7 protein-coding genes are annotated in these 13,063 nt (G+C 61.4%); 4 read left to right on the top strand and 3 right to left on the bottom strand.

The genetic code is table 11. From position 1 onward, the window contains the following. Positions 1-68 precede the first annotated feature (68 nt). Together PHW69_01305 and PHW69_01300 are read right to left on the bottom strand one after the other, a co-directional pair. On the bottom strand, positions 69-1,301 hold the full coding sequence (locus PHW69_01305; protein ID MDD4003824.1) for a M20 family metallo-hydrolase: 1,233 nt from the start codon (positions 1,299-1,301) through the stop codon (positions 69-71). Between the two features lie 11 nt (positions 1,302-1,312). Continuing rightward, a complete protein-coding gene (locus PHW69_01300; GenBank protein ID MDD4003823.1) occupies positions 1,313-3,274 on the bottom strand; it encodes a tetratricopeptide repeat protein in 1,962 nt (653 codons plus the stop codon). A 151-nt stretch (positions 3,275-3,425) separates the two neighbouring features. On the opposite strand from PHW69_01300, the gene PHW69_01295 reads away from it, so the two are divergent. Genes PHW69_01295 through pbpC form a run of 3 tightly spaced genes read left to right on the top strand, consistent with a single transcriptional unit; the run spans position 3,426 to position 11,179 of the window. Beyond that, complete coding sequence (locus PHW69_01295) at positions 3,426-4,556, top strand: Ig-like domain-containing protein (GenBank protein ID MDD4003822.1); 1,131 nt, start codon at positions 3,426-3,428, stop codon at positions 4,554-4,556. A 9-nt stretch (positions 4,557-4,565) separates the two neighbouring features. Continuing rightward, on the top strand, positions 4,566-8,945 hold the full coding sequence (locus PHW69_01290; protein ID MDD4003821.1) for an alpha-2-macroglobulin family protein: 4,380 nt from the start codon (positions 4,566-4,568) through the stop codon (positions 8,943-8,945). Then, positions 8,942-11,179, top strand: a complete 2,238-nt coding sequence (pbpC, locus tag PHW69_01285) for a penicillin-binding protein 1C (GenBank protein ID MDD4003820.1) — start codon at positions 8,942-8,944, stop codon at positions 11,177-11,179. The genes PHW69_01290 and pbpC overlap by 4 nt, the downstream gene beginning before the upstream one ends. Positions 11,180-11,339: 160 nt before the next feature. Here the strand turns inward: pbpC and rlmD are convergent, their stop codons facing one another. Beyond that, entirely contained in the window at positions 11,340-12,740 is a 1,401-nt protein-coding gene (gene rlmD / locus PHW69_01280) for a 23S rRNA (uracil(1939)-C(5))-methyltransferase RlmD (GenBank protein ID MDD4003819.1), read from the bottom strand. A 51-nt stretch (positions 12,741-12,791) separates the two neighbouring features. Here rlmD and PHW69_01275 point away from each other — a divergent pair. Next, a partial coding sequence (locus PHW69_01275) for a hypothetical protein (GenBank protein MDD4003818.1) occupies positions 12,792-13,063 on the top strand: 272 nt, incomplete at its 3' end.

Here is a 13,063-nt window from a genome sequence, read left to right as displayed (position 1 = left end):
AAAGCTGTTTTACCCGTTAAAAACGGCGGGCCCGCTGCGGGCCCGCCGTTTCAGGTTCAACGCGTTTCTCAGCGGCTGTTTAACAGGCAGTGCAGCATTACCTTTGCGTCGCCGAGCAGATTGTCGAGCAGGCAGTATTCATTGAACTGGTGAGCGGATTCGTCGAGCTTTGAATACACCGCCGCCTGATAGCCCAGTTCGCGGAAATAGGCCGCCACGGTGCCGCCGCCGATGCCCATGGGTTTTGCGTCCACCCGGTAAATTTCTTTCGCCGCCGCCTGCAGCAGCCGCACAAGGCTGCCGTCCGCCGCGGTGGGCTTGGGCGCCTGCAGTTCCTGCGCGTAAGTTGTTTCGACCGTCACGCCGCGTCTGGCGGCAATCCCGTCGCACGCTTTTTTAAACACGGCCTTGATTGCGGCGAGGTCATAAGACGGCAGGATTCGGCAGTCGAAATAAAACACGTCCCGGCCCGGCACGATGTTTATGCTTTCGATGTTGGCTTCTTTTTTTGTCGGCTCGAAAGTACTTACGGGTGGATTGAAAAGCGGATCCTGCGCGGTGAATTCTGCGTGCAGCGCGCGGTCCAGTTCCACGGCAAGCTCGTTGGCGGCGCGGCAGGCGTTTATTCCGCCGTCGGGGCTGGCCGCGTGGATCTGCCTGCCCGTCACGGTGAATTTCGCCCAGATGATGGATTTTTCGGCTATTTCTATCATGGTGCCGTCGGGCATGCCGCCGTCCGGAATGAGCACCATATCGTTTTTGCCAAACAGTTCGGGCCGCATTTTAACCACATAATCCGCGCCGAAACCGGAGCCGGTTTCCTCGTCCGCGTTAAACAGCAGTCCTAAATTTACCGGCGGCACTACGCCCGCCTCGCGCAACGCCCTGGCCACCAGCATGGACGACACCAGTCCCTGCTGGTTGTCTTCCACGCCGCGGCCGTAAATGCGGTTGCCTTCGCGGCGCAGGGTGTAGGGGTCGGACGTCCACTTCGACAGATCGCCCGGTTCCACAATATCCAGGTGTGTCATTATCCACAGCGTTTTGGAGCGGTCTTTGCCGTAAAATTTCACCGCCATGTTCGGCCGCACGCCGCCTTCGGCTATTGCCTGCGGCGCGTCAATGTGGATCAGCTCGTCCGGGTTTAGCAGTTTCGTTTCCTCTTCAACCAGCAGGGATTTCTTGTATTCGCCGGTGCCGCCGTTGGCGGGGTCAATCGCGGGGATCGCCGTCAGGCGGGTCTGCAAATCTACGGCGTAGTCAAGATACGAGTCAATTTTAGCGTAGAGTTCTTTTGTCATTTTTTTCATCCTTATTCATAGTCCGCGGACAGTGCTTGCGCCTGCGCCGGAGAACTGTATTTTTCAAGCAGGGCGACATAATCCGGGTCGGAATCTATGCCCGACAGGTAATTGCCGTAGCCGCTTGCGTGGGTGAGCAGGTTATAGCGGGTGAACCCCGCCTTGAACGCCTGTTCAAGATTGGAGAGCGCTTTCGCGCGGTCGTTGCCGGCGGACCAGTAGTAGCACGCCAGCCCGATATAGGTTTTGGGATCGTCCGGGTTGAGTTTGAGCGCGCTTTCCAGGTCTTCCCGCGCGCCTTCGGGGTTGTTCTGGCGCAGCCGGGCCAGCGCGCGGTTGGCGTAGACGTCGGCGGAAGCGAAGAGCGAGAGCGCTTTCGTGAACTCCTCCTCCGCTTTGCCGTACATCTTTACCCGCAGAAACATCCGGCCGGTGTAATTGTATATTTCCGCGTAATCGGGTTTAAGGCGGGCGGCCTGGGTGAAGTCGCGGTAGGCCTTGTCGTTCTGGCGCAGTTCGTAATACAGTTTGCCGCGTTCGAGATACAGCTGCCAGTTCCCTCCGTCGAGCCTGACGGCTTTGTTTATATCGGCCAGAGCGGGCGAGAATTTACGGGTCATTCTGAGCAGCTGGGAGCGGAAGCTGTACCCCATCCAGAAATCCGGAGCCGCGGCGATCGCCTTGTCGAAACAGGTTTTCGCTCTGGCGGTGTCGCGGCGGTCCATTTCAAAAGCTCCCAGCGCGAGATTCAAACCGCAGATGACGCCGGATGATTCGGCCGCGCCAAGCTCGGCCAGCGTCGCGGCGTAATCCAGCTTGAGCGCGGCGAGGGTTTCGTCCAGCCCGGCCTGCGTGTCCGGCCCGCTGAAATAAATCCGGGCCAGCAAAAGTTTTATCATTATATCGGCCGGGCGCAGTTTTCCGGCTTCAAGCAGGTCCCGGCGCGCGCCGTCCTGATCGCCCAGCTGCAGCAGCGCTTTGCCGCGCAGATAATAAGCCTGCGGCAGTGCGTTTGAAAGCGCGATGGCGGCGGAGGAATTGCTGACCGCGGCAACGGCGTCGCCTGAAGCGAAATTCAGTTCCGCCAGCCCCAGCCAGGGTTCCGGCGCTGCCGGAAACTGTCCGGTCATCGAGGAGTAAACTGCGGCCGCGCTTGCCGTGTCGGCATTCAGTTCGTAAGAGCGGGCGAGCAGAAGATACCCGGTTTTGTCAGCCGGATAGGCCGCTATCACGCCGTCCGACGCGGCTACGGCGGCGGTCGCGTTTTTCAGCCCGATATAGGCTTGCGCCAGTCCCGCCAGCGCGGGATAATTTTTCGGCTGGCCGGCCAAAATCGCGTTATAATCCTGCGCCGCCGAGTCGAACTGGCCGAGCGCCAGGTAGGAATTGCCGCGTTCCGTGAGCAGCTGTTTGTCAAAGCCGGCTTTGATGGCGGCGGTGCAGTCCGCCGCCGCGGCTTCATATTTCCCGATGCGATAGTTCAGGCGCGCGCGGCGGGGATAGGCGGGCAGATAGCCGGGGTCGAGCGAGAGCGTCCGGTCGAGATCGGACATGGCGCCCGTAACGTCATTAAGCGCGATATAGGCCACGGCGCGGCGGTAGTAAGCGGAGGGCGAGTCGGGCGCGGAGGAGATCACGGCCGAATAATCCGCTATGGCGGCGGTGCTCCGGCCCAGTTCCAGCAGGCAGGAGCCGCGGTAATAGCGCGCCTGAACCGGCGCGTAGCCGAGCGCGACGGTTTTATCGAGATCGGGCAGGGCGGCGTCGCAGTCGTTCAAATCCATAACCGCCTGCGCGCGCAGAAAATAGGCCGGCGCGAAAGCGGCGTCCTCGTTTATGGCTTTGCCGAGCAGTTTAACGCGTTTTGTGGGAATTTCGTTCGCGAGCGCCCTGTCGTAATATTCCTGCGCGGTGTCGGCGCGGGCGGGCATTGCCAGCGCGGAAAATATAAGAACAAAGGTCAACAACCGCATTGCTACCTCCGATGCTGTCTGAATAAAGGGATCTATATAATGAAATAATATAGGATATCGCCTGTCAAGCGCGTTTGACCGGGAACCGCGGCATTGAATATACTTTTATATCGCCAGTCTGTGCGCGCGGCGGCGGGTTCGGGAGAAAATTATGAAAAAGATTCATGCGTTTGCGGTTGCCGTTTTGCTGAATATGGTTTTCGCCGCCTGCGGCTGGGCGCAGGTGCGGGTGCTGTCGGTTTCGCCCGACGGCTTGCTGCGGGACGGGGAAACGCCGGGCGTCGTTACCGTGATGTTCAGCGAGCCGATGGTCGCGCTGGGCGCAGCGTCCCATAAATTACCCTGCCCGTTTTTGCTGGAGCCTGCGGTCAGCGGCGTCTGCCGCTGGGCTGATACGGCGACCGCCGTATTTACTCCGGACGAACCGTTCGAATTTTCACGCGTATATAAGGTGACGGTGCCAAAAGGCGTCAAAGCCGTTTCCGGCTCGGCGCTTGCCGGTGAGGTGCGGCGCGCGTTTGTCACGCCGCTGGTGCGGCTACTCGGCAGTGATCCGCAAAACGGCGCGCGCTGGGTGTCGCGGTACCCGACGGTGTTTTTGCGGTTCAATCAGCCGGTCAGATATGATGCCGCGCGCAATTTCATCACGCTGGCCGACTCGTCCGGTTCGAAAATACCCTGCGGTGTGCGCAAGGCGAAGCCGGAGGAAGTGGAAAAACTTTTTCCGCCGTATATAACGAACGAGGGTGAAATCCCGCCGTCCACCGCCACGGTGCTGGCGGTCAAGCCGGTGCTTGCGCTCAAGCCGGATTCGGAATATTTCCTTGCAGTCGCCGCCGGTCTGCCGGGCGCGGGCGGCGCGGGCGCGCGGCTTGCGGAGGGTGTCCGTTTTTACACTTACGGCGGGCTGGAATTCAAGGGCGTAAGCGCTTCCAGCGGGTGTCTGCCGGCGAATTATGCGGTGAAACTGTCAAATCCGGTCAGATATTCGGATTTTGCGGAGCATCTGGCTGTGCCGGACGGGCTGAAAAAAAACGCCGTGCCGGCATATATATCCGGCGGTTTTGGCTTCGCGCGGCCGGCGGAGCGGGCCTATTCATATCAGCTTGACTGGCTGGATTTCGAGCCGGGCCGCACCTATGATTTTACACTGACAAAGGGGCTTAAGGACGTGTTCGGCAACACCCTGCCGGCCGACAGGACGTTTAGCGTAACCGCAGGGGATTACTGCCCGCGCGTGTCGTTTGCCGGAGGGTTTGGCGTGCTGGAAAACATGTTCTAGCCCAAACATGTGTACAGCGCAATGAACGTGCCGCAGGTGTTGTATGCGCAGAAGTCCGTGGCGGAAGGGGATTTCATAACCGAGTACGGCAGCATGAAAGCCTCAGCCGGCGGCGCTCCGGCCCTGCCGGAAGGAGTGGAGCCGAAGGCGCTGGAACCGCGCGCGCGCGTCAACAGCGGCTGTTACGGCGGGATAGATCTTTCCACTGCAACGCCGTTCGTGTTTACCGGCGTGTATCTGCCTTCGCGCGCCAAATGGGCGTGGGCGTTCGATAACGTTACGGGTATCGGGCTTACCGTGAAATCCTCGCCCGTGAACGGGCTGGTGTGGACTACCGATTTAAGCGCAGGCGAGCCGCTGGGCCGGGTCAATATCACCCTGCGCGACGGAAAAAACAACGTGGTCTGGACCGGGCGCACCGATGGCGACGGGCTGGCCGAACTGCCCGGCTGGGGCGCGCTCGGGCTGGCCGCGGACAGTGAATGGGAATCGCCGGATCTGTGGGCTTTCGCCGAAAAAAAAGGCGATATCGCGGCGCTGTCGCTTGATTTCGCTTCCGGCCTGGAGCCCTGGCGTTTCGGGCTGCCCGCCCGGTTTGAAAAACCGGCCGGCACGGCCAGGACGCTTGTTTTTACCGATCGCGGGCTTTACCGGCCCGGTGAAACGGTCAGCGTCAAAGGGTTCCTGCGCCGGTACGGCAAAAAAGGCGTGACTTACGCCGGAGTGCGCGAGCTTGCGGTGACAGTGGCTGACGGGGGGAATGCGACAGTGTCCAGTTTTACGGCGTCCGTGTCGGACAGCTCCTCGTTCGATTTCAGCTTCCCGCTCTCCAAAACCGCCGGACCCGGGTTCTGGAGCGTGCGGCTGTCCAACCCCGATCCCGCCGGCCCCAAGGTGGATGAGCAGGCGAATTTTCAGGTGGAGGCGTTTAAGCGGGCGCAGTTCGCGGTTTCGGTTACGCCGCTTCAGAAGAACTATTATCGGGGCGACACTTTTTCGGCGGCTGTGGACGGCTGGTATCTGGCCGGCGCGCCTATGGCGGGCGCGGAGGCGGAATGGTCGCTCCTGCTCTCGCCCGCGCCGTTCGCGCCCTGCGGGCTGGGCTCCTATACTTTCGTGAACGCGGATTATACGCCGGACCGTGTTCTGGCCGCCGGCCGGGGCCGGCTTGATGAAAACGGCAGGCTGTCGTTTTCCGTGGCCGGGGTCACCGCTACGGTAACGCGCCCGTACAGCCTGATAGCCGAAGCGTCGGTGTTAAGCCCCGATATGCAGAGACTGTTTTCCAGAACCGCCGCCACTTTGCATCCGGCGGATTTTTATCTGGGCGTGGCCGGGCCGTGGCGGGTGGAAAAAAGCACGACGCCGGTTTTTGCGGGCATCGTTTCCGTGCGGCCTGACGGCGCGCCAGCGCCCGGCGTGGCGGTTACGGCGGGTCTTGCCCGCAGGGAGTACCGCAACGCGGCGCGGGCGGGCCTGTCGGGGCGGCTGGAAATCGTGTCGGAAGAAAAAATCATTCCGGTCTCCACGTTTTCGTACACGTCCGGCTCCGGCGAATACCGCTGGCCCATACCGCAGGATCTGCCGCCGGGTTCGTACCGCCTGGCGCTGAACGGCGAGCGCGGCGGCCGCGCAAACGCCACGGCTTTCACTTTTTATGTGCCCGGCGACGGGGGGGTGTCGTGGGAACGCGACGACACCGATCTGGTCGCGCTTGCGGCCGATAAAAGCGGGTACAAACCCGGCGACACCGCGAAAATAATGATCAAGTCCCCCTTTGAAAAGGCGTGGGCGCTGATCACCGTGGAAAGCGCGGGCGTGGTGGAGAGCCGTGTGGAGCGCATCAGTGGCGGCGCCGAGGAAATCAAGCTGAAACTGCGCGCCGGGCATGTGCCGAATATTTATGTCGGCGTGGTGCTTGTTAACGGCAGAACGGCCAAGCCGACAGCGTCATCGCTCGACGCGGGCAAGCCGAAAGCCAAATTCGGGTATATCAACATTCCGGTAAGCCCCGACGAGAACCGGCTAATCGTGCGGTTAAAGCCCGAAACGAAAGAATACAGGCCGGGCGCGGAGGCGGCTGTCGAGATCCGCACGCTGGACGCGGAAGGCGACGGCACGCCTGCGGAAGTGGCTTTTTACGCGGTTGACGAGGGCGTGCTTAATCTGACGGATTACGGCACGCCCGACCCGTTCGGCGCGGTTTACGAAACCCGCCCGCTCGGAGTTAAAACGGCCGATTCCCGTCCGCTCGTGCTGGGCCAGCGCAATTTCGGAGAGAAAGGCGAGAACCGGGGCGGCGGAGGCGGCGGCGCCGCGGGCGGGGTGGACATACGCTCGAATTTCATACCGCTTGCCGCATGGATGCCGGCGGTGATGACCGACCGCAAAGGCTCTGCGCGTGTTGCGTTCAGGCTGCCGGACACGCTTACTTCGTACAGGATAATCGCCGTCGCCGCGTCTGAAACGCGGTTCGGCAGTTCCACGGACACTATCAGGGTTTCCAAGCCGCTCATGCTTAAAGCCGCGCTGCCTCGCTTCGCCAGAAAAGGCGACACGTTCAAGGCCGGCGCGGTGCTGATAAACTATTCAACCGCCACGGTTTCCGCCAGAGTCGAAATGAACGTTTCTGGCGCGCTGGCGGCCGCCGCGAACGCGCCGAGTGAGGTTACTCTGAAAGCGGGCGCGGCCAAACGGCTGGAATGGTCTTTCAGCGCAATATCAACCGGCCCCGCCGCGCTGGTTTTCACTGCGCGGGCGGGCGAAGAGAGCGACGGGCTGGAACAGGAAATACCCGTAGTGCAGGGCGAGCTGCCGGAAACGACGGCGGTTTCGATGGCGATCGCAAGATCCGGCGTTCAGACTCTCAAGCGTCCGGCTGACGCGCTGAGCGCGGAGCTGGCGGTTGTCCTGTCGCCGACCGCGCTGGCGAGTCTTAAACTGCCGGCGGAATATTTGCTCGGGTACCGCTATGAGTGTCTGGAGCAGAAACTGTCGAAACTCGCGCCGCTTCTGGTGTCGGAAAAATTCGCCCGGCGCTGGCTTGCGCAGGATACTGACGCGCTGAAAAAACAGGCGTCCGAGCTGTTTGCCAATCTCGCTTCCTATAAAGGACCGGGCGGCGGGTTCGGATACTGGGAGGATTCTTCCTATTCCGACCCGTGGCTTACCTCCTATGTGCTGGAAACTTACGCCGCCGCGTCAAAACGCGGCTACCGGGCCGACCCGCCGGTCATCGCCGGCGCTGTGAATTATCTGCAGGGCCTGATTAAAAACGGCAGCGGCGACAGCGCCGCTTATGCCCTGTACGCGCTTGCGCTTAACGGCAGTTTCTGGCCGGACGCGTTTGCGAGGCTTTACGGAGCGCGGGACACGCTGTCCGGCGAAGGCGTTTCCTGTCTTTTGCGCGCGGCTTCCAGGCTTGGCGTGAAGGACGAACAGCGCGCGGAACTGTCGCGCATGCTGCTCAACCGGCAAAACATCGGCGGTGACGCGGCGTTTTTCGGCGAAACGGCTTTTTCGGCGCGCTCGCACGCGAGCGCGGTAAAAACAACCGCGCTCTGCATGCAGGCGCTGCTGGAGTCGGACGGCACGTTTCCCGCCGCGGGCAAGGTCGCCCGCTGGCTCGTCCGCCAGCAGAAAAACGGGCGGTGGAACAACACCGCCGACAACGCCGCCGCCCTTCGCGCGCTTGAATATTATTATTCGGCCTATGAAAAACCGGAACAGGCTTTTACGGCGAAAGTGACTGCCGGGGCTGACGCGCTTATGCGTGTCCGGTTCGAGAATCTCGCGCCGGTTCTGGCCACCGCCGCGTTCGACGCGCTTATGCTGACGCGTTCCTCCGCTTCCGTGCCCGTACGGTTTGAAAAAGACGGCGACGGCCGGCTTTATTACACCATGGCACTTAAAACCGTGCCGGCCGCGTATAAAACTCCGCTCGCACGCGGTTTCTCCGTTACGCGGGCAGTGAAGGCGCCGGGCGGCGGGAAACTGCGCCCCGGCGTGAGGGCCGAGGTCACGGTGTCGGTCAATACCGCGCAGGATCGCTACTTCGTGGCACTTGAGGATTTTGTCGCGGCCGGTTTTGAAATCGTGAACACCGATCTTTCCGGCCAGGCGGGCGTCGCCTCCGCCGGTTCCGCGGACGCGGGCTGGTTTTCCGGAGATTATGCTCCGGGTTTTCACAAGGTGCAGCGGTATGACGACCGTATTGCGGCGTTCGCCGAGTTCCTGCCCGCCGGCCAGCATGAGTTCACTTATATGGTGCAGGCGGTGGCGGAAGGCGATTATGGCGCGCCGGCCGGGTTTGTGTCGTGCATGTACGAGCCTGACGTGTTCGGCCGGACCGCCACCGGCAGGGTGAAAATCCTGCCGTTGGCGAAATGAAACCGCCGGCTGGCAGGAAGACAGCCGTTTTATGCGCCGCGGCGGGGATTTTTTTGTCCGCCGCGGCGTTATTTATATGGCCGGCCCGGCCTGCGCCGCCGCCAGGGCCGGCGGATTATTCGGTCACCGTCGCGGCGGCCGGCGGCGAGCCTTTGCGCCGCTATCTGTCGGCGGCCGGCTGTTACAGCGCGCCGGTGAAGCTGGCGGACGTTCCGGCCTGGGCGCTGCTTGCGTTTCTGGCGGCGGAGGACAGGCGGTTTCTCGAACATCCCGGCGTGGACGTGCGCGCCATCGCCCGCGCCCTGTGGCAGAACGCGCGCGCCGGGAAAACCGTGTCGGGCGCGTCCACCATAACGCAGCAGCTGGCCCGTGCGATAACGCCGCGCGAACGCACGGTGCCGGGCAAGCTGCGCGAAATGGCGCGCGCCTTATGGCTGGAGCGCGGCATGACCAAGCAGGAGATACTTCAGCGGTATCTTAACACCGTTAACTTTTCAAATAACGCGGCGGGGATCGGTGCGGCCAGCGAACTGTTTTTTGAGCTGGCTCCGCAGCGGCTGACACTGTCGCAGTCGGCGTTTCTTGCCGGTATCCCGCAGAGCCCGAGCCGCTATGACCCGGTGCGCCATTACGCGCAAGCCCTGCGCCGGCGCGACGCGGTGCTGGGCAGAATGCTAGCCGCCGGCTACATAGACCGCGCGCTTTACGAATCCGCGTTAAGCGAGAAAATAATAATCCGCAAACGTTCCGCCGGGTTTTTCGCGCCGCAGTTCTGCGATTTCGCGCTGCGCCGGTATGCGGCGGACGCGCGGGGCCGCCGTCCGCCGGACGGGAAGATCCGTACCTCGATTGATTTTGAGCTCCAGCGCGGGCTGGAGCGCGCCGTCGGATCGTATATCAAAAAATTGCGTGATAAAAACGTCACCAACGCCGCGCTGGTCGCGCTTGACAACAAAACCGGCGGCGTGCTGGCGTGGGTCGGCTCGGCGGATTATTTCAGCGAGCGGAATTCCGGCCAGGTCGATGGCGTTACCGCTTTACGCCAGCCCGGTTCCGCGCTCAAGCCTTTTGTGTACGGACTTGCGCTTGAGCGCGGGTGGCGCGCGTCCGACCGGCTCGCCGATTCGCCCGCCGTTTTCGCGCACGGCTTCTCGCCTGAAAATTACGACAGGCGGTTTCACGGGCCGGTCAGTGTGAGGCAGGCGCTGGCCTGTTCCTATAATATTCCGGCGGTTTATCTGGCGGAGCAGCTCGGCCCGGATGCCGTGCTGAAAACACTGCATGATTTCGGGTTCGATTCTTTGCGGCTGGACGCCCGGCATTACGGCGCGGGCCTGAGCCTGGGCAACGGCGAGGTTACTCTGCTTGAGCTGGCTAACGCCTACGCCGCGCTTGCGCGCGGGGGGGAGTATCTGCCGTGGTCGGTGTTCGGGCGGCGCGCCGGCTTGCCGCGCCGCGCGCTGGACGCACGGGCGGCGTATATTATCACCGATATTCTGTCCGACAATCATGCACGGGAAGCGGCTTTTTCGCTTGATTCGCCGTTTAATATGCCGTTTCCTTTCGCCGCAAAAACCGGCACGAGCAAGGATTACAAGGACAACTGGGCGGTGGGGTACACGCCGGGGTGGACGGTGGCGGTCTGGGCGGGCAATTTCGACGCCAGCCCCATGCGCAGGGTTTCCGGCGTTACCGGAGCCGGCCCGCTGCTGAGGCTGGCGGCGTTTATGCTGCAGCGCAGGTATCCGTCCGGCGGGTTCGCGCGCCCGGCTGGTCTTGCCGAAGCGGAAATCTGTCCTGATTCGGGGCGCGCGGCCGGTCATTTCTGTCCGGCGACGGCAAACGAACTGTTTTACGCCAGTCGTTTGCCGGAGGCCGGCTGCCCGGTTCATAAACCAGAAGGCATGGTAACGCCGGCCCGCGCTTTTGTGAAAACGGTTTCGGTGTCGTTTCCGAAAGACGGGGACGTATTCGTGCTTGAACCCGCCTACCCCGCAGCTTCGCAGGAGATCAAACTGCAGGCCGCTACGCCGTGTTCAGCGCCCGTGCAGTGGCGGGTGGACGGCGCGGCAGTGTCCTCCAGCGCCGGGCAGGCGTGGTGGGGTTTGAAGCCCGGCGCGCATTCCGTGTATTTTACGCAGGAATGCGGCGGGAAAACCGTAAAAACCAGGCCGGCAAGATTCAGGGTGATAGGTTATGGCGAGCCTGTGCCGGAACCGGATCCGGGCAGATAACCCGGTATTGAACACGCCCGCCGCTTGTTTTCAAGGGTGATGGGCGGTGTTGCCGTAACGGGCGGATTCTCGGTTATTTTGCTGCATACCGGGCTGGCGCGGCCTGAAAAAAAACCGCCGGATTATCCCGGCGGTTTTTTTCAGAGGTCAATGTTTCCGGCTAGCTGCGTTCGAAATAAGTGATCAGTTCAATGTGCGCCGTCTGCGGAAACATGTCTATCGGCTGGACAATTTTCAGGTCGAACCCGCAGGTCATCAGCACCTGCGCGTCCCGCGCGAATGTTTCTGGATTGCATGATACATAGATGATCTTGCGGATGGACGGATGCTTAAACCGCGTCAGCAGCGCGATGTTGCAGCCTTTGCGCGGCGGATCCACAATCACGGTGGCGGTGCGGCTGAGCTTGCTGTAGATGTCGGCCGCGAAAACCGTTTCCGCCTTGCCCGCTATGAACGACGCGTTCTCAATGTGATTGTTTTCCGCGTTTTTGTACGCGCAGGCGACTGCGCCCTGATTTTCCTCAATCCCTATCAGTCGCTCGTACCCGTTGCAGTGCAGAAGCCCGATCACGCCCACGCCGCAGTAAATGTCATACAGAAACGGCGTTTTTTCGCCCATCGCCAGAAAATCGCCTACAATGTTGAACATTTTTTCGGCGGCGCGGTTGTTTACCTGCAGAAACGAGCCGGGGTACATCATGAACTCCATCCCGCACAGCGTTTCCGTGAGCAGCGATTTGCCGTGCAGGTGAATCCATTCATGCCCCAGCACGACGGGCGTTTTCTCGATCTGCACGTTGAGGTAAACCGAAACTACAGCCGGCACCGCGCGGGTCAGTTTCCGGACTATCTGCTCTATCCCCGGCGCGTCTCCGGAAGAGGCCACCAGCACCACCACCGCCTCGCTTTTGGAGTTGGTGCGGATGAAAAAGTGCTTGAGCCAGCCGCGCCCGGAGTCAATATCGTAAGTGGACCAGCCCGCTTTTGACACCAGTTCGCGCAACACGCGCAGGATCTCGATGGTGAGTTTGGGCTGCACGATGCAGTCCTCAAACGGTACGATGCGATGCGTGCCCGGCTGGTAGAACCCGGTAAGCACCCGGCCGTCGGCCTTGTGCACTACCGGTATCTGGTTTTTGTTGCGGTAGCGTTTGTCCACCGGGGAGGCAAGCGGCTTGCGGACCGCTATGTTCGCGAGACCCGCCCGCCGGAACGACTCCTCCACGATTTCAAATTTGGCTTTCAGCTGCTCGTCATAGGTGAGATGTCCGAAATCGCAGCCGCCGCACCAGAAAGTCTTTCCGGGCGTGAAATGGAGCGGGCATTCCGGTTCGGTGCGCCCATGCCCGTGCTGGAGCACATGCAGGATCGTGCCCTCGTGCATCGCTTTGGAATTGGTGCCAGTGGTCTTTATTTCGAGCACGTCGCCTGTCGCTGCATAAGGCACGAGCACTTTTTTGTTGCCGCGTTCGGTTTCACAAACGGATTCGCCGCCCGGAACGAACCGTTCCGCGGTTACCTTAAGGGTTTCCTGTTCTTCCGGCGGCAGAACCCGGCTCATGTTTAAATGATAGATGCCGGTTTCCTTAAGTTCCGGGCGGGGTCTGTCGTCATGCTCGAAAGAGCGGCGTGGCTTGGCTACGCGATTGAAAGGTTTTTGCTCGCGGGCGAAGGGTTTTTTATCTTTATCAAAGGGCCGGCGCGGCCGTTCCTCGGAACGGAACGGGTGAGGGCCGAAACTTTTTCCGGCGGGCCTGCGGTCGCCAAATGGTTTGCGGTCGCGGTCAGAGGGTTTTCTGTCCCTGTCGAACGGCTTGCGGTCTTTGTCAAACGGTTTGCGCGGGCCGAAACTTTTTCCGGCGGGCCTGCGGTCGCCAAATGGTT

The sequence above is a fragment of the Elusimicrobiaceae bacterium genome, from assembly GCA_028700325.1.
Lineage (GTDB): Bacteria > Elusimicrobiota > Elusimicrobia > Elusimicrobiales > Elusimicrobiaceae > JAQVSV01.
The sequence above is the reverse complement of the archived record's forward strand: the minus strand, read 5'-3'. Positions and strand labels throughout refer to the sequence as shown.